This is a genomic window from Streptomyces sp. NPDC014764, assembly GCF_043082785.1.
Lineage (GTDB): Bacteria > Actinomycetota > Actinomycetes > Streptomycetales > Streptomycetaceae > Streptomyces > Streptomyces althioticus.
Genome location: NZ_JBIBXY010000007.1, coordinates 184,692 through 210,897 on the forward strand (window position 1 = coordinate 184,692; position 26,206 = coordinate 210,897).

The following is a 26,206-nucleotide window of genomic DNA, read 5'->3' on the forward strand; positions in this document are numbered from 1 at the left end:
CGGACGGCCCCCGCGAGGGAGCCGCCCGGGCCGTCGTGCGTTCCGGGACCTGGGCCCGCCTCAGTCGGCTTCCGTGACCGGGGACCGCTTCAGTCGGGTTCCGGGACCAGGAGCCGCCTCAGTCGGACAGGCGCACGGGCATCAGCAGCGAGAACGTGTGCTCGTCGCCGGGCCGGCGGATCGCGAGCGGAGCCGTCGGGGCCCCGAACTCCAGGACGAGCCGGCCGTCGGCCGCCGCGGCGAGCGCGTCCAGCAGGAACACCCGGTTCACCGCTACGAGGTCCGGGCCGTCGGCGCCCTCCGGCACCGGTGCGACCCGGCCGTCCTCCGACACCTCGAGCACCGTCAACTCGGACTTCGCGCCGCCGTCCTCGTGCAGTCGCACCGGACCCGTGCGCACCGCCTCCGTGAACGCGGGCACGTCCACCTCGGCACGGCGTCCGGCGGGCAGCCGCACCAGGCGCCGGTAGTCCGGGAAGTCCTGCTCCGCGCATGGGCCACCCGTCCGCCGGTCACCGGCCTCCAGGCTCACACGCCCGCCCTCCACGGCGAGACTCACCTGGTCCTCGCCGTCCAGCAGCGCCCGCATCGCGTCGACGAGCGGCAGTGGCACGGTCGTCCGCACCCGGCCGCCTCCGTGCCCGCCGACCGCGGTGCGCGCCACCGCCATCCGGTAGCGGTCGGTCGTCACGACGTGCAGCGCGTCGCCCTCGGCGTCGAGATGGACGCCGGCCAGCACCGGCAGCTCGGGGTCGGTCCCGGCGGCGAAGCGGACCGCGTCCAGCGCGGCGGCCAGACCGGGACCGGACACGGACAACCGGGCGGCGGAACGGGGTGAGGTCATGAGGGGGTTCTCCCTGTCGTCGAGAAGATCACGAAGTGCGGAGAACTCGACGCGGGCGGCCGACAGCCCCTCCTCCAGCCGACGCAGATGCGCCTCCAGAAGCCGGCGTACGAGATCGGTGTCGGCGGCCGTCCAGCCCGCCAGCACCAGCCTGACGTCCGCCAGCGGCATGCCCGCACGGCGCAGCCGGGCCAGCACCCGGGCCTCACCGAGCTGCTCCGGCGCGTACCAGCGGTAGCCCGTGACCGCGTCGACCTGGTCGGGAACCAGGACCCCGGCACGGTCGTAGAACCGCAGGGCGCTGACGCCCAGCCCGCTCTCGCGGGCCATCTCACCAATGCTGCGCATCTCGCTCTCCACACCTGGGACCCTGCCGCCTCGACCAGGTCGAGGGTCAAACCCCGGCCTCCCCGACGCGTACGGCCGACCGGGTGACGATGTCACCCCCGCGGGCGGAGGTGGAGCCCACGGCGTACCACGGGCGCACGGAGGCGCGTTGCTCCGGCATGGACAGCACTGAGACGGCGCGGCGCCTTCTCGGGCACGGCGCCGTGAGCCGGCCGTACGCGCAACTGACCGGCGGCCATGTGGCGAACACGCCGATCTACGCGGAACTCGTCGCGGAGTGGCGGGCAATGGGGCACACCGTGCCGGGGCACCGGGAGGGGGCGTGGGCGTCCTTCGCGGTGCTGACCCCGGCCGACCGCGGCCCGGTGCCCGCCGTACCGTTCTGCGTCCCCGTCCTCCTGCCGGCGGCGGGGGAGCGGGAGCGGGTGTCCGGCGGGAGGTCCGGGCAGGCGCCTTGCCAGGAGGCGGCGGAGGCCAAGCCTTCCGACGAGACCTCGGAGCGGACGTCCGGCGAGGTGCATGAGGCGATGTCGGAGGGAAGACCCTCCCAGTCGCGCGGGACGACGCCGTCCGGCGGGCCGCCGGAGGACGCGCTGCCGCACTCTCGGCGCTCGCGCGAAGTCATGTCTTTGCGCGAGCGCTCGCGCGGGATGCCGGACGAGACGCCCGGGGCGGCGGCGCCCCGGGGCGCCGTACCGGAACAGGCGCCGGATCCCGAGATCACCAGCAGTCAGGACTCGGCTCCGCGCTGACCGGCGCCAGCACCGCCAGCGTGCCCGTCGCCCGCCGCAGCGCCCGTTCCAGTGGCTCCGCCGCGTGCAGCGTGCCGGTGCCGTCCGGCGGGACCAGCCACTCCAGCCGACCGGAGGGCCGGTACGGAGGCGGCACCGCGATCCACGACCCGCGTCCCACATGACGAACCCCGAAGCCCACCCACTCACTGTCGGGGTCGGCCGGCAGGAAGAACCCCACCCGGCGTGCCGTGACGTCCACCAGCGTCGGCCCGGGCATCTCCAGGGGGTCGTTCCACAGGAGGTCCAGGGCCAGCAGCCCGAGGCGGTCGGGCACGCTCAGCACGTCCCAGTACCGCCCGGCCGCGAGCAGGGCCGTGCCCTGGCCGTGGTCCCACTGGCGCTTGCACTCCTGCGGGTCCGTGGCCGCCGCGGCCAGCCATTCGACGGCCTGCTTCCACCTGGTGTCGTGCATGTCCCACCCCGGGCGCGGTCGGGCGCGCCGCCACAGGCGCGTGCGATAGCGCCACATGGTGGTGCATATATCTGTTCTCCGGAAGGGGTGGGACGATGCCCGATTTCCAGGCACGCGGGGACGGAAGCGGAAACACCCCCGGACCGGGAACCCGGCCGGGGGTGTCTGGCGGTCGAAGGGGGGCCTCAGTCGCCGTTCTCGGCGCTCTCCGCGCTCTCGCGTTCACGCTCCTTCAGCCGGGCCGTCTCCTTGCGGACCTCGGCCTGGGTGGCGCGCTCCCGCTCCAGCCACTCGGGGCGCTCCTGCTTCAGCGCCTCGATCTGCTCGGTGGTGAGCGGCTCGGTCACGCCGGCACGGGCCAGACCGGAGATCGAGACGCCCAGCTTGGCCGCGACCACCGGGCGGGGGTGCGGGCCGTCGCGCCGCAGGTCCCGCAGCCACTGCGGGGGGTCGGCCTGGAGCGCGTTCAGTTCCGCGCGCGAGACCACGCCCTCCCGGAACTCGGCGGGGGTGGCCTCGAGGTACACACCCAGTTTCTTCGCCGCGGTCGCGGGCTTCATCGTCTGGGTGCTCTGGTGCTGCGTCATGGCGTCCAGGGTATCGAGCGTGTGCACGGCCGCCGACCACGGCCGATGCAGGGCCGCCGGTCACGGCCGGTAACCTGGCCAGGTGACCGGCCCGGAAGTGTCCCCCTCGTTCCGCCTCGTGTACGTCCCCGGTGTGATGCCCGACAAGTGGGTGCGCGTCTGGAACGAGCGGCAGCCCGACGTCCCGCTGACCCTCACCCAGGCGCCCGCACAGCCCGCCCACGGAATGCTGCTGGACGGCGAGGCCGACGCGGGTCTCGTCCGGTTGCCCGTCGACCGGACGGTGCTGAGCGCCATCCCCCTCTACACCGAGCAGACCGTCGTCGTGGTCCCCAAGGACCACCTGGTCACCGCCGCCGACTCGGTCACCGTCGAGGACCTCGCGGACGACATCGTGCTGCGCCCCCTCGACGACGTGCTCGACTGGGAGACCCTGCCAGGACGCCCCGCGCTGGAACGCCCGGCCACCACCGCCGACGCCGTCGAGCTGGTCGCCGCAGGCATCGGCGTGCTCGTGGTGCCCCTGTCGCTGGCCCGGCTGCACCACCGCAAGGACCTCGCCCACCGCCCGCTGGATGACGCGCCCGCCTCGAGCGTGGGCCTGGCCTGGCCGGAGGCGGCGACCACGGACCTGGTCGAGGACTTCATCGGCATCGTGCGGGGCCGCACCGTCAACAGCACGCGCGGCCGCCGCCCGCAGCCCGCGCAGGAGAAGCAGACGAAGCAGAAGAAGGACCGGTCGGGCCAGGGAGACGGCGGACGCGGCCGGCAGCCGTCCGCCGGGGCAGCGGGCCGTGCCCGGCGGGGGACCGGCGGAGGCGGCGGAGGCGCGAAGAACCCGCGACGGGGGAAGCCCCGCCGCAGGTCCTGAACCGCGGGCCGCGAACCCGTCAGCGCACCGTGCCGGACGGCGACGGCACCGGGGAGGCCGTGTTGAGGTCCTCGAGCTCCTTCGGGATCGGCAGGGCGATCACCGGCGCGCCCGCCTGCGGAGCCGGCGGCGTCACCTGCTCCCGGGGCAGCTTCGGCGGGCTGGTCTGCTGGAAGTTGACCTGCTCGTGATTGACCAGGCCCGTCTTCTCCAGCACCGTGATGTGGTCGAGCACGGTGTCGTTGGCCTGGTCCGCGAGCTGCCGGATCAGCGTGTTGCGGGTGTTCGCGCGGATGTTGGCGATGGCCGGGAAGATCTGCCCGTGGGTCACCCGCATGATGTTCACCGCCGTGGAGTCGAACTCCTTGCCGCTCGTGGCCTTGATGGTCTCCACGAAGCCCTGCTGCTGCGGTGACGCCTGGTTCGGCAGCGTGATGCCGAGCTCCAGGGCGATTCTGCGGCAGCTGGCGTCCAGCCGGCCGTGGCCGACGACCAGGTGCTCGCCCGCCTCCTTCATCTCGGGCGTCGTACCCCGCTCCATCGCCAGCAGACCCAGGGGGTGCTCCCACAGCCCGGCCGCACGCACCTTCACCACGAAGTCGCGGTCCGCCTCGGTCATCGGGCCGTAGTTGGTGTTGGCGACCACCCGGTCCGCCTTGGTGGAAGTGGTCTGTACGCCCAGCATGGTGGGATAGGCGAGCGCGGTGAGGGTGAGGATCATGGCTCCGCCCACGAACGCGGTTCCTGCCGTGCTGCGCGAGATGCGCATCGTGCCTCCTGGGTTGAGAACGGCCCAACACCAGGAAGTACGGACGCGGAGCGCGTAACAATCACCGTTCCGGAAAGAATCTTCGGCCGCTTCGGGAAGCGGACCCCGCGCACGGCGGCCGACGGCTCCCGAGCCGGTGCGGGTCAGCTCCGGCGGGCGGTGCCGGCCTCCGTCCCGGTCAGCCACTCCCAGGCCGCCCGCGCCGTGAACTCCGACTGGCCGCCGCGCAGCAGCAGGCCCGCCGTGACGAACTCCGGCGCGTCGGCCTGCGCGGCGACGTACGGGACGGCGATGCAGCGCATCCCGGCCGCGTGCGCGGCGGCCGCACCCGGCGCCGCGTCCTCGACCACCACGCAGTCCGCCGGGTCCGCGCCGAGCCGACGCGCCGCCTCCAGGAACACATCCGGGGCAGGCTTGCCGTGGGGGACCTCGTCGGCCGAGACGACGGTGCGCAGATGCGCGTCCAGGCCGGTGCCGGCCAGGATCACGTCGATCGCCTCGGCCGAGGATCCCGACGCCACGGCCATCGGGACGCCCTCGTCCGCCAGCCGCTCCACGAAGGCGCGCATCTCGGGGAACACCGTCGTCTTCGTCCGGGCCAGCTCCAGGTAGTGGCCGTTCTTGACCGCGACCAGCTCGTCCACCGACGCGGACAGGCCGTAACGGTGGCGCCAGTCGGAGATCGTCTCCCGGGTGCTGATCCCGACGTACCTCTCGTGCTCCGCCCAGGAGAAGTCCGGGACGCCGTACTCGACGAGCGTGCGGCGCCCCGCCTCGTAGTAGTTCGGCTCGCTGTCCACGAGCGTTCCGTCGAGATCGAAAACGACCGAGAGGGTGCCGAGTGCGCTCATGCGTCCAGCATGACAGGGGCTAGGCGCGCGCCGACCGGCCGATCGACTCCACCAGTGGCAGCAACCGGTGCGGCACCCGCTCCCGCAGCGCCACCTCGGTACGGGTGCGGACCACGCCCGGCATCCCGATCAGTTTCTGGATCACGTCCTCCAGATGGGCGTTGTCCCGGGCCACCACCCGGGTCAGCAGGTCGCCGCCGCCCGTGATGGAGAACGCCTCCACGATCTCCGGCACCGCCGCCAGCGCCTCCCCCACCTCGTCCAGATGACCTTGGGTGACCTCGATGTGCACGAAGGCCAGCACCGGGTGGCCCAGCGCGGCGGGGGAGAGGGCGGGGCCGACTCCGGTGATCACCCCCTCGCGCTCCATGCGGTCGAGCCGCGCCTGGAGCGTGCCGCGTGCCACGCCGAGGATCCGCGCGTACTCACGCACGGAGGTGCGCGGCTGTTCCAGCAGCAGCCGCAGTATGCGGGTGTCGAGTTCGTCCACGGCCACGAGGTCGTCGCTCCGGAGTCGGCCATTGGCACGGCGATGGCCCAAGAGATGCCGACATGACTATACCAATGGACCACTCTGACAGGGCTGGGTTGAGCCACTGGCGGCGAGATGCTGATATGGGTGCGTCGATGGCGCTGCGGGACCCGCGGCGCCTTTCTCATGCCACGACGCACGTCGTACGAGAAGCCAGGGGGCGGTAGGTGCTGAAGAAGGTGTTCATGGCTCCGGATCCGGGACGGATCCGGCTGCGGTTCGCGACGCGGGCCGTGCTCGGCATCGGGTTGGCCGTCGTCGCCTGCGGGCTCGCCGGGCACTCCCTCACCGGCGCGATCACCGGCGGACTCGCCGCGCTCCTCGCCCTGTTCACCGTCACCGACGCCACCGTCCGGGAGCAGGCCGTCACCACGGCCCTGCTGCCCGCCGCCGGCCTGCCCGTGCTGGCCACCGCCGCGGCGCTCCAGGACCACGCCGTGGCCCGCGACGTCGCCTTCCTCGCCGTCGTCGGGCTCGGCGTGTACGCCAGGCGCTGGGGGCCGCGCGGACACGCCCTGGGCATCTTCGCCTTCATGCTCTTTTTCGCGGCGCAGTTCCTGCACGCCCGCACCGGCCAGCTCGCCGAGCTGTCCGCCTCCGTGCTGCTGTCCGTCGCGACCGCGGGCGCGGTGCGCTTCGGCCTGTGGTGCTACGAGAGGCGGCTGCCCCCCGCGGCCGTGCCCGCACCGCCCGGCGGCACCGGGCTCGCCCGCATCACCACCCGCCAGGCCGTTCAGGCGACGGCCGGCGCGGGGTTCGCCCTGCTCGTCGGGCAGCTGGTGTCCGGCGAGCGCTGGTACTGGGCCGTCGGCGCGACGTGGTGGGCCTTCGTCAACACCACCTCGCGCGGCGAAACACTGGTGCGCGGCTTCCGCCGCGTGCTGGGCACGATCATCGGCGCCGGACTCGCCCTGTTCGTCGCCGTCCCCGCGCACGGCGACGCGGTGCTCACCGTGCTGGTCGTCGCCGTCTCCGTCTTCGGCATCTTCTACACGGCGGCCCTCTCCTACACCTGGATGATGCTCTGGGTGACGGTCCTCGCCGCCATGCTGTACGGCCTGCTGGGCGTGCTCACCCCGTCCCTGCTGGCCCTGCGGATGGCGGAGACCGGCGTCGGCGCGCTCGGCGCGGCGCTGGCGGTGGTCTTCGTACTGCCCGTGTCCACGCACAGCGTCACCGACGCCTGGATCCGGCGGGCGCTGCGCTGTGTGCACGCCTGCACGGCGCAGACGGCCGCACGGCTGGCCGGCGACCCCGACGCGGACCCGGCGCCCACGGTCGGCGAACTGGAGCAGCTCCTCGCCCGCGTACGCCTCTCCGTGGCGCCCCTCGTACACCCGCTGAACCCGATGCTCGGCCGCAAACGGCGGGCCCGCCAGGTGCTCGCCCTGCTCGACGACTGCGCTCGCGAGATCCGCGGGCTGGTCGCCGTCGCCGCCGACCCCGAGGCCTCCCACGACGCCCGCCTGGCCGCGGCCTGCTGGCGCGTCGAGGCGGCGGTCGAGGCCCTCACGACGGGCCGCGACATCCCACCGCGCACGGCCCCCTCCGCAACGGAACCGGCCCTGGCGCACCTCCATACCCTGGAACGCACCCTCGCGGAACTGTCGACCCCTCTGCGGACACCGTCGGGCTCGCCTTTGGTGGGCGCGTGAGACTCGGGCCTTCGCCCGCCTATTGACCTCGGGTCGCGGTGGAGCCGCCGCCCCGGGGAAGGTGCGGCGGCCTTCCGCCGGGGTGCGCGTCCGGCCAGGCGCCGCTCACGCGCCCGCCCAAGCCCCGTGCGCGGTGCCGCGGGCTTCCGCCGCCACTGGACCGGCGGTGCCGTCAGGCGGGCAGCTCCATGCGCCGGTACTCACCATGGTGGCGCCGTGACGCCCGCAAGCGGCTCGCGCCCAGGGTCGCACCCCGCGTCAGACCCGGCCGAGCAGGCCGGCCACCCACGCCAAAGGGCCCGCTCCGGTGACCGGAGCGGGCCCTTCAGGCGTCCTGCGAGATGAACTGCCCGCGTCAGCGGGCCGGCGTGCTCTGGGGCTGCTGGGGGGAGATCCCCAGGGCCGTCGTGTACTTGGCCAGGGCCAGCTTGCCGATCGCCGGGTAGGGACCGAGCGGCTCGGACGCCGGGCAGTCCGCCTCCTTCGCGGCCTCCTCGACGAGCGAGGCGTCGATCTCCGGGCCGATCAGATACGGCGCCAGCGCCAGCTGCTGCGAACCGGCGTTGCGCAACTGCTCCGCCACGGAGGAGATGGAGCCCTCCTGGTCGAGGGCCGCGGCCATCACCGGCACGGCGAGGCGCGCGGCGAGCAGCATGCCGGTGATGCCGGCCGCCTGCACCGCCTCGTCACCGCCCACGGAAGCCAGGATGATGCCGTCCGCGGCGGTCGCCACGGTGAACAGACGGGCACGGTCGGCGCGGGCCAGACCGGCCTCGGAGAGCCGCACGTGCAGCGCCTCGGCGAGCAGCGGGTGCGGGCCGAGGACGTCGGTCAGCTCGGCGGCGACGCGGCTGTCCATGACGGCCTGGCGGACCTGGCGCAGCAGCGCGCTGTCCGGGCCGGCGAGCAGCGGCACGACGACGGCGACGGGGCCGTCGGGCTCCTTGACGTCGGAACCGGCGGCACGCGCCTGCTCGTAACGGGCGGTGCGCTCCTCGGCCGCGTTCGCGAGGACGGAGGCCAGCGAGGGGAACTCCTCCTCGCCCCCGTCGAGGTGGCCGATCCGGGCGTCGAGACCGGGCAGCTCGGACCGTGCGATGCTCACGACCTCGTCGGCGAGCGAGCGGGTGGCACTACTGGGCTTACCCGGCACGGCGAGGACGAGCGCGGGCGCGTCCTCGGGAGCCACCAGGGGTTCGGGACGGCGGTGCCGTCCGGGCTGGCGGGGGCGCGGCATTCGTACGGGCAGGCCGGACGCGGGCCCAGTGGGGGTGCTCATGTTGCGGCATGTTAGTGGCTTCCGGGGGTCTCCTGTTCGGGGAGGGTGCAGGTGAGCGGTATCCGTCCGGTTTTGTCGGATGAGTTACGTACGGGTGTCGGCCGTGAGGGTGACGTCCGTTCCCCCCGTGCTCGTCACGCACAGCATTCTCCCGTCACTCGGAAGAGCGAGCGGACCAGCGGAAAGGTCCTCGGCGAGCCGCACCGCACCGTCGAGCGGACCACCCTCGGCGGGCACCCGCCGCGCGTCCGGCAGCAGCTCCGCCAGCCGCTCGTCCAGCGGGCCCAGCAGCACCTCGCCGAGCCCGAGAAGACCGCCGGTGCAGCCGACCACAGGGGCGCCCTCCGCCGGGCACACCGCGGCCGCCGATTCGGCCATGTGCCGGGCCGCCTCACGCACGATGTCCACGGCCACGGGGTCCCCGTCCTCCGCGCACGCGCCCACGCGCGGAGCGAACGAGGCGAGCACCGCCGCCCGGTCGGCACGCGGGTACACCTGACCCGGCAGCCCCGTCACCGGACCGAACATCTCCTCCGCGTCCGCCAGCAGCCGCGCGGAACCGCCGTCCCGCCCGTCGTGCGCGCGGAGCGCGGCCTCGAGCCCGGCCCGCCCGATCCACGCGCCGCCGCCGCAGTCGCCGAGCAGATGCCCCCAGCCGTCCGCCCGCCGCCAGCCGGCCAGATCCGTGCCGATCGCGATGAGGCCCGTACCCGCCGCGATCACCGCGCCGGGGCGCGGCCCGAGCGCGCCCACGTACGCCGTGACCGCGTCGGCCGCCAGCACCGCGCGCCTGACGCCCAGCTCCCGCCCGAGCCCGTCCGGCAGCTCCGCGCGCAGGGCGTCGCCCAGGCTGGCCATCCCCGCCGCGCCGATCGCGGCCGTGTCCAGCCGCTCCAGTCCCGCCTCGGCGCTCATCGCCCGCGCCATCGGCACCAGTTGCTCCAGGAAGTGCCCCGGGTCGATCCCCCGCTCTCCCGTGCGCACCGGCACGTCCGAGGAGGCCCGGGCCAGCGGACCTCGCCCGGGCGCCCCGACGACCGCCCGCAGGCCGGAGCCCCCGCTGTCCACGGCGAGGTAGCCGGCCCGGGTCACGGCAGACGCCAGTCCACCGGCTGCCCGCCCTGACGGATCAACAGGTCGTTGGCCCGGCTGAACGGCCGCGAGCCGAAGAACCCGCGGTCCGCGGACATCGGCGAGGGGTGCGCCGACTCCACGGCGGGCAGATCACCCAGCATGGGGCGGCAGTTGCGGGCGTCCCGCCCCCACAGGATGGAGACGAGCGGCTTCCCGCGGGCGGCCAGCGCGCGTATCGCCTGCTCGGTGACCTCCTCCCAGCCCTTGCCGCGGTGGGCGCCCGGCTTGCGCGGGGCCGTCGTCAACGCCCTGTTGAGGAGCAGCACGCCCTGCTCGGTCCACGGGGTCAGGTCGCCGTTCGACGGCTGGGGCAGGCCCAGGTCGCCGTTCAGCTCGCGGAAGATGTTGATCAGGCTGCCGGGCAGGGGGCGCACGTCCGGGGCGACGGAGAAGCTCAGGCCCACCGCATGCCCCGGCGTGGGGTACGGGTCCTGCCCGACGATCAGGACGCGTACCTCGTCGAAGGGCTGCTGGAAGGCCCGAAGGACGTTCGCCCCCGCCGGGAGGTAGGTGCGGCCCGCGGCGACCTCCGCGCGGAGGAAGTCCCCCATCGCGGCGATCCGCCCGGCCACCGGTTCGAGGGCCTGCGCCCAGCCCGCTTCGACGATTTCGTTCAAGGGTCGTGGTGCCACGGGCGTCACCCTACTGCCGCGTCGGCGGCGGCTATCAACCCGTGGCCCGAACCCGGCGGGATCCGCACGGACCTCATCCGACGACCGCCGCCCGCACGCACATGACGTCCGGCAGGTGGGTGGCCAACTGCTCCCAGCTGTCGCCGTCGTTCGCGGACGCGTACACCTCGCCGTTGCGGTTGCCGAAGTAGACGCCGGCGGGGTCGGCGTCGTCGCTGCACATCGCGTCGCGCAGCACGGTGCCGTAGTGGTCCTCCTGCGGCAGCCCCGCAGACAGCGGCTCCCAACTGCGTCCGGCGTCACCGGTCCGGTACACGCGGCATCGCCGGTCCGCAGGGACCCGGTCGGAGTCGGCGTTGATCGGGAAGACGTACGCCGTGTCGCCGCGACGGGGATGCGTCACCATCGCGAACCCGAAGGTCGAGGGCAGCCCTTCGCCGATGTCCGTCCAGTGCGCGCCCGCGTCGTCGCTGCGGAAGACCCCCCAGTGGTTCTGCAGATAGAGCCGGTCCGGGTCCGCGGCGTCCCGGGCGACCTTGTGCACGCACTGCCCGAACTCCGGGTTCGGGTCCGGCAGGAACACCGCCGACACCCCCGAGTTGGACGGGGCCCAGCTCGCGCCGCCGTCCAGGGTGCGGAACACGCCCGCGGTGGAGACGGCCACCGTGACCGCCAGCGGGTCGCGCGCGTCGGTCAGCACGGTGTGCAGACCCTCACCGCCGCCGCCCGGCACCCACTTGGAGCGCGTGGGATGCTCCCACAGCGGTCTGACCAGCTCGAAGGACTCCCCGCGGTCCTCCGAGCGGTACAGCGCGGCCGGTTCCGTGCCCGCATACACCACGTCCGGTTCGGCCGCCGCCGGGTGCAGCTGCCAGACCCGCTCCAGCGAGGCCCCGGTGTCGGGCGGGAACTTGACGGCAGGCCGGGCCGGTTCGGTCCAGGTGCGGCCCAGGTCGTCGGAGTGGAACACCGACGGCCCCCAGTGCGCGCTGTCCCCGCCGGCCAGCAGCCGAGGGCTCTGCCCCCGGGTGTCGATCGCGACCGAGTACACGGCCTGCGCGTTGAAGTAGGGGGACTCGTCGAACTCCCAGGAGCCGCCTCGCCGGCGTCCGATGAACAGGCCCTTGCGGGTGCCCACGGCGAGCAGTACCTCGGTCATGCCGATCACCTCCGTGACATCGCCTTCGACGTCCTCGATCAGGACACCGGTCAGTGTGCACCCCACCACTGACAGTCACTGTCGGACGCGGCATGACCGCAGGTCACGGCGGTGCGGCGGGCCTGTGACGGACGACCCGAGACACGTCCGACCGCCGTCCGCCCGCTCGGCGAGAGCCCTCGCTCCCCAGCCGGAGGCCCCGCCTCACTCCCGCCCGGGCAGCGCCCGCTCCAGAATCGCGTCCAGCCCCGCCCCCGCCGGCAGCGTCCCGAACGCGTGTCCCCAGTCGCCGCCGAGCCGCGTCGCGCAGAACGCGTCGGCGACCGCGGCAGGCGCGTGCCGCACCAGCAGCGACGCCTGCAGCGTCAGCGCCATCCGCTCCACCAGCCGGCGGGCCGTCACCTGCGACCCCTCGGCCAGCTGGTCCTTCAGTCCGGCCACGGCCGCGTCCAGACGGGCGTCCGCGCCACGCGTCAGCGACAGCTCGTCGAACAGCGCCTGCGCGGTCGCGGCGTCGCGGCCGAGCGCCCGCAGCACGTCGAGGGCGTTGACGTTGCCCGAGCCCTCCCAGATGGACAGCAGCGGGGCCTCCCGGTAGTGACGGGGCATCCCCGAGTCCTCGACGTACCCGTTGCCGCCCAGGCACTCCAGCGCCTCGGCGGTGAAGGCGGGACCCCGCTTGGTGACCCAGTACTTGCCGACGGCCGTCGCGATCCGCCGGAACGCGGCCTCCCCGGTGTCCCCGCGCACCGCGCGGTCCGCCGCACCCGCCAGCCGCAGGGTGAGCGTCGTGGCGGCCTCGGACTCCAGCGCGAGGTCTGCCAGCACGTTGCGCATCAGCGGCTGGTCCACCAGCCGCGCTCCGAAGGCGCTGCGGTGCCGGGCGTGGTGGCCGGCCTCGACGAGCGTCTTGCGCATCAGGGCCGCCGACATCATCACGCAGTCGAGACGCGTGCAGTTGACCATCTCGATGATGGTCTTCACGCCCTGCCCCTCGGGCCCGACCAGCCAGGCCACCGTCCCGTCGAACTCCGGCTCGGAGGAGGCGTTGGAGCGATTGCCCAGCTTCTCCTTGAGGCGCTGGATGCGGAAGGTGTTGCGGGTGCCGTCGGGCAGCACCCGTGGCACGAGGAAGCAGGACAGCCCGCCCGGCGCCTGCGCCAGCACCAGGAACACGTCGCACATCGGCGCCGAGGTGAACCACTTGTGGCCGCGCAGGGTGTACACACCGGGCTCGGTGGTCGGCGTCGCGGCCGTGGTGTTGGTGCGGACGTCGGAGCCGCCCTGCTTCTCGGTCATCCCCATGCCGGCCAGCAGCCCGCGCTTCTCCGTCGGCACGCGCAGCCCGGGGTCGTACTCCCGGCTGGTCAGCAACGGCTCGTAGACCTTCGCCAGTTCGGGCTGCTTGCGCAGGGCGGGGATCGCCGCGTACGTCATGGATGTGGGGCAGCCGTGTCCGGCGTCGGTGTGGCCCCATACGAGTCCGCCGGCGGTGCGGACGACGTGCGCGCCGGGGCGGTCGTCCGCCCAGGGCGTGCCGGCCAGTCCCTCGGCGACGGCGGTGCGCATCAGGTGGTGCCAGCTCGGGTGGAAGTCGACCTCGTCGACGCGGTGCCCGTACCGGTCGTGGGTGCGCAGCTCGGGCTCGTGACGGTTGGCCTGGTCGGCCCACTCCTGCGCCTCTTCACCGCCCGCCAGCCGTCCCAGCCGCCGCAGGTCCTCCTCCGCCCAGCCGGCGCCCTCCCGCCGCACCCCTTCGAGCAGGGCGACGTCGTCCGAGGCGTCGTACGGGGCCGGGTGAGGGGGCTGGTTGGTGACGTCGTGGGTGGCGCCGCCGAGGGCGCCGAGTCCGAAGGGGGTCTGCTGCAGCTCGTCGGCGCGCGTGATGGTCATGACTGAGTGTTGCACTATCGCTGCGGGTGCAGCAACAGTGCAACACGCTGAAGCGCGTCGCCTCAGCCGTGCCGGTCGATCAGCGCCCTGTACGTGTCGAAGGCGGGCTCGGGCGTTCGAAGGTCGTGCGAAACGACAGGGGAGCGGGTGGGGCCACCTCGAGACAACCGCACCCTGGAAGGGGCCTAAAGTACGGCTCATGCGGAGCGACGACCCGGCGGAGCCGGCACCGGACGGGCTGCGGCTGCGTCCGCTGTCCGCGCGGTCGGTCGTCCTCAGTCTGCTGCTGGGCACGCACCCGCCTGAACTGCCGGCGCGGGAGCTCGGACGGCTGGTGGAAGGCTTCGATCTCGGCGGATCGACGCTGCGGGCCGCGCTGAGCCGGATGGTCGCCGCAGGGGACCTGCGCCGCACGGACACCGGCTACCGCCTCAGTGACCGGCTGCTCGAACGCCAGCGCCGCCAGGACGAGTCCGTGCGACCGCGCACCCGCCCCTGGGAGGGGGACTGGGAACTGGTCGTCGTCACCGCGACCGGGCGCGGCCCCGCCGAACGGGCGGAGTTGCGCACCCGGCTGGCCGGACTGCGTCTCGCCGAGCTGCGCGAGGGCGTGTGGCTGCGCCCCGCCAACCTGGACCGCCCGCTGCCCGCCGCTCTCGACGAGGTCGCCGAACGCGGTACGACCCGCCCCGCGCGGCCCTCGGCCGAACTCGCCGCACGCCTATGGCCGTTGGACGCCTGGGCGGACGCGGCCCGCGAGCTGCTCGGGCACGTGGGACGCACCGGGCGTCCGGCCGGGCGGCTCACCCTGTTCGCGGCCGTGGTGCGCCATCTGCTCGCGGACCCCGTGCTGCCGCCCTCCCTGCTCCCCGCCGGCTGGCCGGGCGACGAACTGCGGGCCGCGTACGCGGAGTACCGGCGGGAGCTGGAGGGCGAGGTCCGCTCCCTGGTGGGCGGGAGCTGACCGCACGGAGGCGGCGTCGAGAAGGCCGGCGGCCGTAGGGGGCGCCACTCGGGACGTCCCCCACGGCCGCTGCCCGTGGGGGGCTACCGGTAGGTGACGTCGGACGAGCTGTACTTGCAGTACGTGCCGTCAGGGCCGGAGCCGTTGCTGCTCGGCTCCTTGCCGGTGTTGTTGCCGATGTACTTCTGACACGGCACGACCTTCCTGCTGCTGTCGCCGACGATCGTGATGTTCCGCAGGGTCGCGCTGTCGCCGTAGTTGGTGTTGATGCCGGCGATACGGCCGCCCTTCCAGGTCACCTCGATGGAGTTGAGGTTGATCGTCCGCTTGTACTGCGTGGAGCAGTTGCCGCAGGAGCGGACGAACGTGCCGAAGTTCTGCACGGCGAAGTCGGACACGTTCAGCGTGCCCGCGCCGTTGAACTGGAAGACCTTGTCGCTCGCCTCCTTCGCGCCGCCGCCGCTCACGGTGTAGACCGCCCCGGACGACTTGCCCTTGAAGGTGGCCGCGTCCTCGCCGACGTCCTCCCACCAGACGTTCTGCAGCGTGCAGGAGCCCTCGCAGTGGATGCCGTCGGCGGCGGGGGCGCCGAGGATCACGTTCTTGAGGACCGCGCCGTCGGCCAGCTTCAGGATCGGGCCCTGGTCCTCGTCCTGGCCGCCGGAGCCCAGGTCGCCGGTGCCGTAGAGGCGCTTCATCCCGTAGTCCTTGGTGCCGGACACCGAGATGGTGGAGGGGACGCCCTGGCTGCCGTTGGGGGTCGGCCAGGTGGCGGCCTGCGCGGACGGGGCCGCGGTAGTCATGATCATGCCAACCGAGAGGCCGAGGGTGGCGAGCGCGCCGATCGGTGCGCGGCGTGGGGTGCGCGGTCGTGTCGCGGGTGTCATGTCGTTCCTTCTGTCGCGGTGTGGGGGTGTCGAGCCATGTGGGTGAACGACGTTCATGCAGTTGTACGACATGCGGGCTTCGGTCGTTCAACGGTCACGAGCCGGTCACGTCGATGAACGGAACGTAAGGGGAAAGCGCTTTCTGGTCAACGCTTCCCGCGGTCCGTATTCGGCCAGGAACGCAGGGAACGGCACAAGCCGGCGGCCCCGGACCCTTCGAGGGGTCCGGGGCCGCCGGCGCGTCGCGGGGAGCGGTGAGCAGGTCAGACGGAACGGTGGTACTGGTTCGGCACGCTCACTTCCGCGTCCAGCTCGCGGGCGGCCTGGCGGGCCCAGGAGGGGTTGCGCAGCAGTTCACGGCCCAGGAGCACGGCGTCCGCCTCGCCGTTGGCGAGAATCTTCTCCGCCTGCCCGGCGTCCGTGATCAGACCCACGGCCGCGACCGGCATCGGCGTCTCCTGGCGCACCCGCGCGGCGAACGGCACCTGGTAGCCGGGGCCGGCCGGGATGCGGACGCGGGGGGCGTTGCCGCCGGTGGAGACGTCGAGCAGGTCGACGCCCCGGGCGTGCAGGTCGGCGGCGAGGCGGACGGTGTCGTCCGGGGTCCAGCCGTCCGCGTCCAGCCAGTCCGTGGCGGAGACGCGGAAGAACAGCGGCTTGTCGTCCGGCCACTCCTCGCGCACGGCGTCCACCACCTCGAACGCGAACCGCGTGCGGTTCTCGTACGAGCCGCCGTAGGCGTCGGCGCGGTGGTTGGAGTGCGGGGAGAGGAACTCGTTGATCAGGTAGCCGTGGGCGCCGTGGATCTCGGCGATCTCGAAACCGGCGGCGAGGGCGCGGCGGGCGGCGGCGCGGAACTGGCCGACGATCTCCTGGATCTCCTCCGCGCTCAGCTCGTCCGGCACCTGGTGATCCTCGGCAAAGGGGACCGCGCTGGGCGCGACCGGCTGCCAGGCGCCCTCTCCGGGGCCGAGCGGCGCTCCGCCCTTCCAGGGCTGGTCGGTCGCCGCCTTGCGCCCGGCGTGCGCGAGCTGGACGGCCGGCACGGTGCCCTGTGCGGCGAGGAAGCGGGTGATCCGCCGGAACGCCTCGACCTGGGTGTCGTTCCAGATGCCGAGGTCGTACGGCGAGATGCGGCCCTCCGGCGACACCGCCGTGGCCTCGACGACGATCAGTCCCGTGCCGCCGGTGGCGCGGGCGGCGTAGTGCGCGAAGTGCCAGTCGTTCGGCGCACCCGCCTCCGGGCCGTCCGGCGCGGCCGAGTACTGGCACATCGGCGCCATCCACACGCGGTTGGGGATCGTCAGGGCGCGCAGGGTGTACGGCTCGAAGAGCGTGCTCACGGTGGGCTCCGTTCGGAGGAGGCGGCGAGTGTGCGACTCGTACGATAGCCGTCGTAGTACGCGAGATGTCAAACTACGAAGGCTCTCGTACAATGAGGCTTCCCGGAGCACCATGGAGCCGCCGTGACGACCGCCCCACCCAGCCCCCGTGTCCTGCCGCACCCCACGCGGGACGAGATCCGGCTGGACTCACTGCTGCACGCGCTGTCCGACCCCGTCCGGATGCGCATCGTCAGTGAACTGGCGGACGCCGAGACCGCGTTGTCCTGCTCCCGCTTCGACCTCCCGGTCACCAAGTCCACCACCACGCACCACTTCCGCGTACTGCGCGAGAGCGGCGTGATCCAGCAGGTCTACGAGGGCACCGCCAAGATGAACGGCCTGCGCCGCGACGATCTGGACGCCCTGTTCCCGGGCCTCCTCGACGCCCTCCTCGTCGCGGCACACCGCCAGGCGGCACGGGACGCGCAGGCCTGACGGCCCGGTCGGCGTGGTCAGCCCCCTGTCTCGGGGCCGATGGCACCGAGGCGAGGGCTCGGTCGGGGTGTTCACCCCCTGCCTCGGGGCCGGTGACGTCGGGACAGGGGCCCGGTCGGTGTGGATCAGCCCTCTGCCTCGGGGCCGGTGACACCGAGGCGGGCCCAGAGGCCGGCCAGGTGTGCGTGCAGTACGCCCCCGGCCTCCTTCGCGGTCAGGTGGCCGATCAGGACGTGGCCGGTCAGGCCGTCCGTGAGTGCGAGCAGCGTGCGCGCCTCGCGCACAGCGTCCGACCCGTCGGCCGTGCCGCTCGCGGCCGCCTCCGTGATCAGGCGGACGAACAGCTCCTGCAAGGCTGCATAGCTCTTCCTCAGGGGCTCGGCGAGTGACGCGCTGACGGCGGCCTGGGCGACGAACGCCAGCCAGATGCGTGCCTCGGCGCGGTGTTCCTTCCCGAGCAGTGCGATCTCGTCGGTCGCGTGGCCGAGCGCGGTGGCGGCCGACTGCGCAGGACCCGCCCCGATGCGCGCCCTCACCCGTTCCGTCACACGCTCGCCGACGTGGTCGACGGCGAACAGGAGCATCTCCTCCTTGGTGCGGAAGCAGCGCTGCACGGCGCCCAGCGAGACCTGCGCCCGAGCCGCCACGTCCCGCATGCTCACCCCCTCCGGCCCCTGCTCGTCGGCCAGGAGGCAGACGGCCTCGGCGATCCGGCGGCGCCTGCTCTCGTAGTCCACCTGCTTGGGCATGGTCGGTCGGCCTCCTTATTCCGATACGACTGTATCGCTTCCGTAGTACGGTCGGGCACGAGCACCACACGACAGGGAGCAGGAGTGCGATGAGCGGGCAGGACACTATGTGGGCCACGACGGCGGCCGACCAGGCGGCGGCGGTCCGCAGCGGCAGGATCTCGGCGGCCGATCTGGTCGACAGCCATCTGGAACGCATCGCCGAGGTCAACCCGCGGGTCAACGCGGTGACGCAGCTGATGGCCGACCGGGCCCGCGCCGACGCGGCACGCATGGACCGACGGCGGGCCGCGGGCGAGGAGCTCGGGCCGCTGGCGGGCGTTCCGTTCACGGTGAAGGAGACCACCCCGGTCGAGGGCGTGCCGACCACCTTCGGGCTGCCGCGCTTCCGCGACCTCGTGGCGGCGGCCGACGCGCCTCCGGTGGCACGGCTGCGCGCGGCGGGGGCCGTGCCGATCGGTCACAGCAACATGCCCACGCTGGTCCTGGCCGGGATGCACACCCGCAGCGAGCTGTTCGGCGACACCGTCAACCCGTGGGACCCGAGCCGGACCCCGGGCGGCTCCAGCGGTGGTGACGGAGTGGCCGTCGCCACCGGCATGGCCGCCCTCGGTCTCGGCAACGACTCCGGCGGATCGGTGCGGATCCCGGCCTCCTTCTGCGGTGTCGCGGGGCTGAAGCCGACCCCCGGGCGGTTCCCCGCCGACCACCGAGTGCTCGGCCCGGACGACCCCGGGCCGGCCTCGCAGATGCTGGTCACCGACGGGCCCCTGGCGCGCACGGTCGCCGACCTGCGGTTGGCGTACGAGGCGCTGGCCGGGACCGATCCACGGGACCCGCGGGCGGTTCCGGTGCCGCTCGACGGCCCACCGCTGCCGGGACCGGTCAGGGTCGCGCTGGTCGCCGACCCCGGTGGCCGCGGCGTGCACCCTGCCGTCCGTGAGGCGCTCACCGCGGCGGCCGACGCGCTGAGCGACGCGGGCTACGACGTGGCGGAGGTGGCCGACGTCCCCAGGCACGACGAGGCGCTGGAGGCGTACGGCAGGATCACCCTGACCGAGTTCGCGCCGACCTGGCCGGCCGTGCGGCAGCTGCTCGGTGACGGCGGGGACCGGTACATCCAGCTGGCCCTGGAGAAGACGCCGCCCGCCGACGCCGCGGAACTCGTGCGGCTGATGGGCGTCTGGCTCGGCATCCGCCGCTCGTGGGCGGAGTTCCTCGACGCCGATCCGCTGCTGCTCGGGCCGGTGTTCACCGAGCCGCCCGTGGAGCCGGGGCTGGAGTCACGGGACGCGGCGGGGCGCGAGCGGGTCGCCGACGGGATGCGGCTGTGCACGGTGACCAGCTTCGTGGGCGTGCCCGCGGTGGCGGTGCCGACCGGGATCCGCGACGGGCTGCCGTGCGGGGTGCAGGTTGTGGGCCGTGCGTTCCGGGAGGACATGTGCCTGGCCGCTGCGCAGGAGATCGAGAACCGCCTCGGGGTACTGACGCCGGTCGACCCCCGGCAGGCTTCCGCGACCGAGACGAGGTAGGCGGGCCACGGACACGTGAAGGGGTGCGCCGGCGGACGGCCGGCAGCGCGCCCCGGGGGCATTGCCGTACTGGGAGTTCACCGTCTCCGTGCGGGAGCGATTGCGCCGACGCCCGGGTCCCCCGGGAGGCCGGCGCTGTCACGGCCGGGGATCGCCGCCGTCTGCTCCCCGCGCCGCCGTCAGCAGCGACTCCCAGTCCGGGAGCTTCACGACGCCCCGGCCGAGGGAGGCGCCCAGGCGGGACTCCGCGCGTTCGATGGACTCCCAGCCCCGCCAGGGGACCGGGTCCACGCCCTCGGCGCGGAGGGCAGGCAGGGGGTCGTCGGGGAGGGTGCGGGAGGTGAGGGACGGGGCGTCGTGGAGGAGGGACGTCACCGTCTCCTTCGCGCACGAGCGGTTGGTGCCGATGACGCCGGTAGGGCCACGCTTGATCCAGCCCGCGACGTACTCGCCCGGGGCGACGGCGCCCCCGCGCAGCACCCGCCCGGCGAGATGCGGCACCGTGCCCGTCGCCGCGTCGAACGGAAGCCCTTCCAGCGGCACCCCCCGGTACCCGACCGACCGGAGCACCAGCTGCCCCTCGACGTCCTCGAAGCGGCCCGTCCCGGTGACCCCGCCCTCGCCGTCGGGCGCCGTCCGCTCGAAGCGCACGGCGCCCACCCGGCCGTCGGCGGCGAGCAGTTCGACCGGGCGGAGGAAGAACCGCAGACGGATCAGGCGCCGGGCGTCCGGCCGCGGCGGCGCCGTCCAGCCGCGCAGGACCTCGACGTTGCGGCGCCGGGGCGGAGGCAGTCCGGACGGGTCGGCGAACGCCGGGTCGAGCGCCGCCTCGGCCGCGTCGGCCTGGACGGCGGTGTCCGGCAGGGTGCCCAGTTCGCGCAGCTCCTTGGTGGTGAAGCGGGCTTGCGAGGGGCCGCGCCGGCCGACCATGTGGATCTCCGTGACCCCGCTCGCCGCGAGGGCGGTCAGCGCCGTGTGCGGCATGTCGGTCGGCCGCAGCTCGCCCGCCCCGCGCGCCAGCATGCGCGTGACGTCCACGGCCACGTTCCCCACCCCGACCACCACCGCCGACCGAACCCCGCGCAGGAACCCGGTGTCGGCGGCGTCCGGGTGCGCGCTGTACCAGGACACGAACTCCGTCGCCGACCAGCTGCCGGGAAGGTTCTCGCCCGGGACGCCCAGATGCCGGTCCGTGGCGGCGCCCACGCAGTACACCACCGCGTGGTACAGCTCCCGCAGCCGGGCCGCCGGCACCCCGCCCGGTCCGACCGGCACCGCGCCGAGGAACCGCACCCGGTCGTGCTCCAGCACCGTGCGCAGGCTGCCCTGCAGGGACTTGATCTTCTCGTGGTCCGGGGCCACGCCGTAGCGGACCAGGCCGTAGGGGCAGGGCAGGCGGTCGAGGACGTCGACCCTCGCCCCCGGATCGAGCTGGACGAGATGCTGGGCGGTGTAGCACCCGCTGGGTCCGCTTCCGACGACGGCGACACGCAGCACGGGGAACTCCTCACCCCGAGGGGCACCGGCGGGGGACCCGCCTGTGCCTCCCAGCATGGCACCGCCGGCACTCCGCTGACAGGGTGCCGTCCGCCGTCCGGGGTGCGTGTTCTACGGAGGGAAACTGATCACGCCGTTACGTTGCCTGTGTGCTCGAGGCATCTTTTCTTCAACTTTCCGATCGCTCTCCTGCGGAGGGCGCGGTGGCCGTGTGGCCCGCGTGGGAGGTGCGGGAGGGCGAGCGCACCACGCGGTGGCTCCACGTGCGGCTGGCCTTCCGCGACGGGGCCACGATCGAGGCGCTGGCGTCCGTGGGCGAGGGCTGGGTCTGTGTGGAGGACGTCCAGGCCCGCCCCGCGCTCGCGCTGGAGGACCTGGCCGTGTTCGCGGACTGGATCGAGGGTCCGCTGGCGCGGGCCTGCGGCGCCGAGCCCGAGCCGGGGGAGGAGACCGGGGGCACGCACCACCGTGAGGAGCCCCGGGGAGGGCGGTCGCAGTGGCCGGTCGTGGCCCGGGCGTACCGGGCCGCGCAGGAGCGGGGCGCCGACCCGGTGCTCGCCGTGATGGACCAGACCGGCTACAGCCGGCGCGGGGCGCTCCGTCTCATCGGGCGCACGCGCGACGCGGGGCTCCTCTCCCCGCGCCACGCCCGCCGCTGACCGTCCCGCCCCTGACCGGACCGCCGCCCTGGCGGAACGTCACAGCAGGTCGCGCATCCGGTTGATCTCGCTGGTCTGCTGCGCGACGACGTCGTCCGCCATCTCCTCGACCTGGATGTTGTTCCCCTGACCCTTCACGTCCGTCGCCATGGTGATCGCGCCCTGGTGGTGCGTGATCATCAGAGTGAGGAACAGCTGGTCGAACGCCTTGCCCTCGGCCGCCCGCAACTGCCTGAGCTGCGCCTCGGTCGCCATGCCGGGCATCGCCGCGTGGTCGTGCCCCCGGCCCTCGTCCGTCTCCGTCTTGCCATGCGTGCGCAGCCACCCCTTCATCGCGCCGATCTCCGGCTTCTGCGCGGCGGCGATGCGCTCGGCCAGCTTGACCACCTTCGGCGACTCGGCACGGCCCGGCACCAGTTCGGTCATCTCCAGCGCCTGCGCGTGGTGCTGGATCATCATCCGCGCGTACGACACGTCCGCGGAGTTGGGGGAGTCGTCCTCCTTGCGCTCCTGCTGGGCCTCCTCGGCCGACAGGGTGCGGTTCTCCTCCCCGGGCGCGCCGGGCGCGATCACCGAAGGGCCGCTCGCGGGGGCCGACTTGGCGTCGTCGCCGCCGGAGTCGCAGCCCACGAGCCCGAGTACGGCCAGCGCGGTCAGTCCGGCGGCGACGGCGGACAGGCGTGGCACGCGGCGGTTGTGCACATGGACCTCCTGTGACTGGCGGTATGTCCGCTCGGCAGTGGTGCGGAACACCTCGTGAGTGTCGATGACCGTCCTAGCACGCTTCCGCGCAACTTCGATCAAAAAACTTTGTTGCGATGATGTGGAGCCCCTGTTGGTATGTGCATGTCGAAGACGATACTGCCGGTGCCACACCGTTCCGAAGTGAACGGAACCAGGGAGGAAAACAGTGATCCTGTTGAACGTTTCCCGAACCCGGCGGAGACGGCTGGGAGTTGCCGCGGCAGCGGGCGGCCTGCTGGCCGCGCTGCTCACGGCCGGGCCCGCCGCCGCGATTCCGGACCCGGGGGACTCGCCCGCCGCGCCGAAGGACGTGTCCCGCAGCGACCAGGCCGAGGCCCGCGCCGCCATCAAGAGCGGTGACATACCCGGCCAGGACGAGATCGTCCATTCCGCCAACATCACGCACGTGGCCAACATCCCCAAGGACGTGCTGTCCGGCACCAACTCGGACCTCGCCTTCCAGGGGAAGTACGCCTTCGCCGGCAACTACGACGGCTTCCGCATCTTCGACATCAGCAACCCGAAGAAGCCCAAGACGGTGGCTCAGGTGCTGTGTCCCGGATCGCAGAACGACATCTCCGTCTCCGGCAACCTGCTCTTCCTGTCGACGGACTCCTCGCGCAGTGACAGCAGCTGCAACAGCACCACGCAGCCCGCCACCGAGAAGTCCTCCTGGGAGGGCATGAAGGTCTTCGACATCAGCGACAAGCGCAACCCGCGCTACGTCGCCGCCGTCGAGACCGCTTGCGGCTCGCACACCCACACGCTGGTGCCCGACCGCAAGAACGTATACGTCTACGTCTCCTCCTACTCGCCCAACGCGGCCTACCCGGACTGCCAGCCGCCGCACGACGGCATCTCCGTGATCAAGGTCCCGCGCAAGGCGCCGCACAAGGCCGCCGTGGTCGGGTTCCCCGTGCTGTTCCCGGGTGAGGGCCCGGACGGCGGTGGCAACCCGGGCGCGCCCACCAACCCGGGCGTCTCCAAGACCACCGGCTGCCACGACATCACCGTGCTGCCCTCGAAGGACCTGGCCGCCGGCGCCTGCATGGGCGACGGCATCCTGTTCTCCATCAAGAACCCCGAGCGCCCGAAGGTGATCGACCGGGTCCAGGACAACGTCAACTTCGCGTTCTGGCACTCGGCGACGTTCAACCAGCGGGCCGACAAGGTCGTCTTCACCGACGAGCTGGGCGGCGGCGGCGCGGCCACCTGCAACGCGGAGATCGGTCCCAACCGCGGCGCGGACGGCATCTACGACATCGTGGGCAAGGGCGACCGCAGCAAGCTGGTCTTCCGCAGCTACTTCAAGATCCCCCGTCACCAGGCGGACACCGAGAACTGCGTGGCCCACAACGGCTCGCTGATCCCCGTCCGCGGCCGTGACCTGATGGTCCAGGCCTGGTACCAGGGCGGCATCTCGGTGTGGGACTTCACCAACTCGAAGAAGCCGGAGGAGATCGCCTACTTCGAGCGCGGACCGCTCTCCACCGACCAACTGGTCACCGGCGGTTCGTGGTCGGCGTACTACTACAACGGCTACATCTACTCCAACGACATGGCCAAGGGCTTCGACGTCCTCAGGATCGACGACAAGCGCACGGACCAGGCTCGCAAGGTCCACATGAAGGAGCTCAACGTGCAGACGCAGCCGGACTACTTCGACTGAGTCTCCGGCTCCGTCGCGAAGAACCGGGCCATGTCCGTCCGGTCCTTCTCCTCCGTCCCGCCGGTCCCCTCGGGGTCCGGCGGGACACCCATCTCCCAGTCCAGCCGGTAGCGCTTGAACAGTTCGGCGCGCAGCACCGGCACGGACATGGGCGCTCCCGGCATCACCGCCGCGTACACGGCGCCCATCAGCAGCGCCCGCAGCATCGGGTAGTCCGACTCGACGTCCTGGGAGCCGTTCCGGGCGACGGTGTCGCTCAGCAGCTCGGCCAGCCGCCGCTGCTCGGGGCAGGGCAGGAAGCCCTCCGCCTGCAGCAGTCCCGCCATGTGCTGGCGCATCAGCACCGGCCGGTCCCGCGCCAGCCCCAGGATCGCGTCGATGGCCCGCGCCATCCGCTCCCTGCCGTCGTCGGTGCGCGGCTCCCGCTCCAGCGCCTCCTCCAGGGTGCGGTGCATCAGCCGGTGCACGGCGGACTGCACGAGCTGGCGCTTCCCCGGGAAGTAGTACGAGACCAGACCCCGCGCGGAGCCCGCCCGGTCGGCGATGTCGCCCAGCGTGGTCGCGTCGTACCCGCGCTCGTCGACCAGCTCGACGGCCGCGTGCAGCAGCCGCTCCTTGGAACGCCGACGCAACTCTTCATTGACCAGGGCGCTGCGCGGGGACATGCTGGACTCCTGCGTTGACTGGCTGCCAGCCAACTATACTCAGCGCACCTGGAGAGGCCCCTGGCGGGCCCTCTTCGGGCTGCCGTTCACCTCGGGCGACGCGGGGGATCGTCCGAGGTGGACGGTTCGGGCGAGGGCGACGGCGTATGCGTACCGCCGGACCGGCCCGGCGCCGTGCCTCGGGGCGCGGGACGCAGCCGCCGGTGTGCCGCGACCGCCACGACCACCGTCAGCGCGCCGAACAGCCAGCCGCCCAGCACGTCCGTCGGCCAGTGCACGCCGAGCCAGATCCGGGTGAGGCCGACGCCGGTCACCGAGACCGCCGCCACCGCCAGCGCCGTGCGCCACACCACAGGGCTCACTACGTGACGGTGCAGCAGCCACAGCAGCAGCCCCAGCACGACCGTCGCGGTCATGGCGTGCCCCGAGGGGAACGCGGCGTAGTGCGCGGTGTCCACCGGGTCGGACCACACGGGGCGCTCCCGCCCCAGCGCCGCCTTCAGCCCTTGCTGCACGGCCGTGGCCAGCGCCACCACCACGACCAGCCACCCCGCGGTCCACCGGGCGGCCGGACGCCGGAACAGCAGGATCACCGCCACCGCGCACAGCAGACGCATCGTCCACGGGTCCCACACCCAGTCCGTCAGCACGCGGGCCGCATGCGTCAGTCCGTCCTCCGCCACCGCCCAGCGGTGCGTGGTGCGGGAGATGCCGCCGTCCAGGTCGAGCAGGGGCCGCCACTCGACGGCGACCAGGGCCAGCAGCAGCGCGGAGGCCGCGCCGAGCAGGACGGCCGCCGCCGGCGGCGCCGACCGGGCCGGCGTACGCGGTCCGGAAGGCGTGGGCGGTGCGGGGGCGTGGGGGGTATGCATGGGCTGATCCTCGCCGACCGGAAGCGCCGGGGCCATGACCCGGCACGCCCGGTCCTGCCTCGTCGGGGCCGTCGCTACCCCAGTGCCCGCGATCGGGACAGGAACGCCAGGGGGTTGGCGCGAGCGCCGTCCGGTGACGCGGGGTGGTCGGCCGTGACAGGCGGATCGGGGGTGGGCGGGCGCCGGGGCGTGAGGGGTGGCTGGGTCGGGTGTGTCCCTGTCGGTGGGCCGGAGGGTGTGCCTGCGCGGGGACGGGATCACTTCAGTGGCCGTGACCGGGGCAGGCCTGTCAGGGGGTTGCAGTGGCGGGCGGACCGACGGACTGGTGGCGCGGGGGCGGTCCGCCGTGACCGGCGGATCGGGGGAGACCGGTCACAGGGATGTGCGG

The 26,206-nt window shown here is 73.3% G+C and carries 26 protein-coding genes; 8 read left to right on the forward strand and 18 right to left on the reverse strand.

Annotated elements, in window-relative coordinates; translation table 11 throughout:
• Positions 1 to 118: 118 nt before the first annotated feature.
• Positions 119 to 1,192 (reverse strand): MerR family transcriptional regulator, encoded by a 1,074-nt coding sequence (locus ACF1AG_RS19590; protein ID WP_391810098.1) that lies wholly within the window; start codon positions 1,190 to 1,192, stop codon positions 119 to 121.
• Between the two features lie 158 nt (positions 1,193 to 1,350).
• Here ACF1AG_RS19590 and ACF1AG_RS19595 point away from each other — a divergent pair, with 158 nt between their 5' ends.
• Positions 1,351 to 1,944, forward strand: coding sequence for a hypothetical protein (locus ACF1AG_RS19595; protein ID WP_359601607.1), 594 nt, complete (start codon positions 1,351 to 1,353; stop codon positions 1,942 to 1,944).
• Here the strand turns inward: ACF1AG_RS19595 and ACF1AG_RS19600 are convergent.
• Positions 1,913 to 2,398: a hypothetical protein gene (locus tag ACF1AG_RS19600; protein WP_387797109.1), complete on the reverse strand. Its 486-nt coding sequence runs from the start codon at positions 2,396 to 2,398 to the stop codon at positions 1,913 to 1,915. The two genes, ACF1AG_RS19595 and ACF1AG_RS19600, sit on opposite strands and share 32 nt — an antisense overlap.
• Positions 2,399 to 2,583: 185 nt before the next feature.
• Positions 2,584 to 2,985 (reverse strand): DUF5997 family protein, encoded by a 402-nt coding sequence (locus tag ACF1AG_RS19605; RefSeq protein WP_359601609.1) that lies wholly within the window; start codon positions 2,983 to 2,985, stop codon positions 2,584 to 2,586.
• 82 nt (positions 2,986 to 3,067) lie between these two features.
• Between ACF1AG_RS19605 and ACF1AG_RS19610 the strand changes: the two genes are divergently transcribed.
• Positions 3,068 to 3,856, forward strand: a complete 789-nt coding sequence (locus tag ACF1AG_RS19610) for a LysR family transcriptional regulator substrate-binding protein (protein ID WP_391810099.1) — start codon at positions 3,068 to 3,070, stop codon at positions 3,854 to 3,856.
• Between the two features lie 19 nt (positions 3,857 to 3,875).
• Here ACF1AG_RS19610 and ACF1AG_RS19615 read toward each other — a convergent pair whose 3' ends face one another.
• The 3 genes from ACF1AG_RS19615 to ACF1AG_RS19625 all read right to left on the reverse strand — a co-directional run bounded on the left by ACF1AG_RS19615 (position 3,876) and on the right by ACF1AG_RS19625 (position 5,972).
• Complete coding sequence (locus ACF1AG_RS19615) at positions 3,876 to 4,625, reverse strand: DUF4142 domain-containing protein (RefSeq protein ID WP_391810100.1); 750 nt, start codon at positions 4,623 to 4,625, stop codon at positions 3,876 to 3,878.
• Positions 4,626 to 4,768: 143 nt separating this feature from the next.
• Positions 4,769 to 5,476, reverse strand: coding sequence for an HAD family hydrolase (locus ACF1AG_RS19620; RefSeq protein WP_391810101.1), 708 nt, complete (start codon positions 5,474 to 5,476; stop codon positions 4,769 to 4,771).
• A 19-nt stretch (positions 5,477 to 5,495) separates the two neighbouring features.
• Positions 5,496 to 5,972 carry an Lrp/AsnC family transcriptional regulator gene (locus ACF1AG_RS19625; protein ID WP_391810102.1) on the reverse strand — a complete coding sequence of 159 codons (477 nt, stop codon included), beginning with the start codon at positions 5,970 to 5,972 and terminating at the stop codon, positions 5,496 to 5,498.
• A 203-nt stretch (positions 5,973 to 6,175) separates the two neighbouring features.
• Here ACF1AG_RS19625 and ACF1AG_RS19630 point away from each other — a divergent pair, with 203 nt between their 5' ends.
• Positions 6,176 to 7,663, forward strand: a complete 1,488-nt coding sequence (locus ACF1AG_RS19630) for an FUSC family protein (protein ID WP_391810103.1) — start codon at positions 6,176 to 6,178, stop codon at positions 7,661 to 7,663.
• Between the two features lie 355 nt (positions 7,664 to 8,018).
• Here the strand turns inward: ACF1AG_RS19630 and ACF1AG_RS19635 are convergent, their stop codons facing one another.
• From ACF1AG_RS19635 to ACF1AG_RS19655, 5 genes are all read right to left on the reverse strand, one after another.
• Positions 8,019 to 8,942: a hypothetical protein gene (locus tag ACF1AG_RS19635; RefSeq protein WP_359601615.1), complete on the reverse strand. Its 924-nt coding sequence runs from the start codon at positions 8,940 to 8,942 to the stop codon at positions 8,019 to 8,021.
• An 84-nt stretch (positions 8,943 to 9,026) separates the two neighbouring features.
• Positions 9,027 to 10,034 carry an N-acetylglucosamine kinase gene (locus ACF1AG_RS19640; RefSeq protein ID WP_387797102.1) on the reverse strand — a complete coding sequence of 336 codons (1,008 nt, stop codon included), beginning with the start codon at positions 10,032 to 10,034 and terminating at the stop codon, positions 9,027 to 9,029.
• Positions 10,031 to 10,708: a uracil-DNA glycosylase gene (locus ACF1AG_RS19645; RefSeq protein WP_359601617.1), complete on the reverse strand. Its 678-nt coding sequence runs from the start codon at positions 10,706 to 10,708 to the stop codon at positions 10,031 to 10,033. Before ACF1AG_RS19645 ends, ACF1AG_RS19640 begins: the two co-directional genes overlap by 4 nt.
• Before the next feature lie 73 nt (positions 10,709 to 10,781).
• A complete protein-coding gene (locus ACF1AG_RS19650; protein WP_387797100.1) occupies positions 10,782 to 11,936 on the reverse strand; it encodes a WD40/YVTN/BNR-like repeat-containing protein in 1,155 nt (384 codons plus the stop codon).
• A 135-nt stretch (positions 11,937 to 12,071) separates the two neighbouring features.
• Positions 12,072 to 13,760, reverse strand: coding sequence for a DNA alkylation response protein (locus ACF1AG_RS19655; protein WP_359601619.1), 1,689 nt, complete (start codon positions 13,758 to 13,760; stop codon positions 12,072 to 12,074).
• Positions 13,761 to 13,959: 199 nt separating this feature from the next.
• Here ACF1AG_RS19655 and ACF1AG_RS19660 point away from each other — a divergent pair, with 199 nt between their 5' ends.
• Complete coding sequence (locus ACF1AG_RS19660; protein ID WP_391810104.1) at positions 13,960 to 14,724, forward strand: PaaX family transcriptional regulator C-terminal domain-containing protein; 765 nt, start codon at positions 13,960 to 13,962, stop codon at positions 14,722 to 14,724.
• Between the two features lie 83 nt (positions 14,725 to 14,807).
• Here the strand turns inward: ACF1AG_RS19660 and ACF1AG_RS19665 are convergent, their stop codons facing one another.
• A complete protein-coding gene (locus tag ACF1AG_RS19665; RefSeq protein WP_391810105.1) occupies positions 14,808 to 15,611 on the reverse strand; it encodes a pectate lyase in 804 nt (267 codons plus the stop codon).
• 263 nt (positions 15,612 to 15,874) lie between these two features.
• Complete coding sequence (locus ACF1AG_RS19670; protein WP_391810106.1) at positions 15,875 to 16,954, reverse strand: NADH:flavin oxidoreductase/NADH oxidase; 1,080 nt, start codon at positions 16,952 to 16,954, stop codon at positions 15,875 to 15,877.
• Positions 16,955 to 17,077: 123 nt separating this feature from the next.
• Here ACF1AG_RS19670 and ACF1AG_RS19675 point away from each other — a divergent pair, with 123 nt between their 5' ends.
• A complete protein-coding gene (locus ACF1AG_RS19675; RefSeq protein WP_359601623.1) occupies positions 17,078 to 17,431 on the forward strand; it encodes a helix-turn-helix transcriptional regulator in 354 nt (117 codons plus the stop codon).
• A 125-nt stretch (positions 17,432 to 17,556) separates the two neighbouring features.
• Here ACF1AG_RS19675 and ACF1AG_RS19680 read toward each other — a convergent pair whose 3' ends face one another.
• Positions 17,557 to 18,180 carry a TetR/AcrR family transcriptional regulator gene (locus tag ACF1AG_RS19680; RefSeq protein ID WP_391810107.1) on the reverse strand — a complete coding sequence of 208 codons (624 nt, stop codon included), beginning with the start codon at positions 18,178 to 18,180 and terminating at the stop codon, positions 17,557 to 17,559.
• An 89-nt stretch (positions 18,181 to 18,269) separates the two neighbouring features.
• Between ACF1AG_RS19680 and ACF1AG_RS19685 the strand changes: the two genes are divergently transcribed.
• On the forward strand, positions 18,270 to 19,712 hold the full coding sequence (locus ACF1AG_RS19685; RefSeq protein WP_391810108.1) for an amidase: 1,443 nt from the start codon (positions 18,270 to 18,272) through the stop codon (positions 19,710 to 19,712).
• 138 nt (positions 19,713 to 19,850) lie between these two features.
• Here ACF1AG_RS19685 and ACF1AG_RS19690 read toward each other — a convergent pair whose 3' ends face one another.
• The gene (locus ACF1AG_RS19690; RefSeq protein WP_359601626.1) at positions 19,851 to 21,209 is read right to left on the reverse strand and encodes an FAD-dependent oxidoreductase; all 1,359 of its coding nucleotides are present in this window, start codon (positions 21,207 to 21,209) and stop codon (positions 19,851 to 19,853) included.
• 203 nt (positions 21,210 to 21,412) lie between these two features.
• Here ACF1AG_RS19690 and ACF1AG_RS19695 point away from each other — a divergent pair, with 203 nt between their 5' ends.
• Positions 21,413 to 21,868, forward strand: a complete 456-nt coding sequence (locus ACF1AG_RS19695) for a DUF6214 family protein (protein WP_359601627.1) — start codon at positions 21,413 to 21,415, stop codon at positions 21,866 to 21,868.
• Positions 21,869 to 21,907: 39 nt separating this feature from the next.
• Here the strand turns inward: ACF1AG_RS19695 and ACF1AG_RS19700 are convergent, their stop codons facing one another.
• Positions 21,908 to 22,570, reverse strand: coding sequence for a DUF305 domain-containing protein (locus tag ACF1AG_RS19700; protein ID WP_359601649.1), 663 nt, complete (start codon positions 22,568 to 22,570; stop codon positions 21,908 to 21,910).
• A gap of 208 nt (positions 22,571 to 22,778) precedes the next feature.
• On the opposite strand from ACF1AG_RS19700, the gene ACF1AG_RS19705 reads away from it, so the two are divergent.
• Entirely contained in the window at positions 22,779 to 24,281 is a 1,503-nt protein-coding gene (locus ACF1AG_RS19705) for an LVIVD repeat-containing protein (RefSeq protein WP_391810109.1), read from the forward strand.
• Here the strand turns inward: ACF1AG_RS19705 and ACF1AG_RS19710 are convergent.
• Together ACF1AG_RS19710 and ACF1AG_RS19715 are read right to left on the reverse strand one after the other, a co-directional pair.
• Entirely contained in the window at positions 24,269 to 24,946 is a 678-nt protein-coding gene (locus tag ACF1AG_RS19710) for a helix-turn-helix domain-containing protein (protein ID WP_359601629.1), read from the reverse strand. The genes ACF1AG_RS19705 and ACF1AG_RS19710 overlap by 13 nt on opposite strands.
• 86 nt (positions 24,947 to 25,032) lie before the next feature.
• Positions 25,033 to 25,818 (reverse strand): phosphatase PAP2 family protein, encoded by a 786-nt coding sequence (locus tag ACF1AG_RS19715; RefSeq protein ID WP_391810110.1) that lies wholly within the window; start codon positions 25,816 to 25,818, stop codon positions 25,033 to 25,035.
• Positions 25,819 to 26,206: the final 388 nt, after the last annotated feature.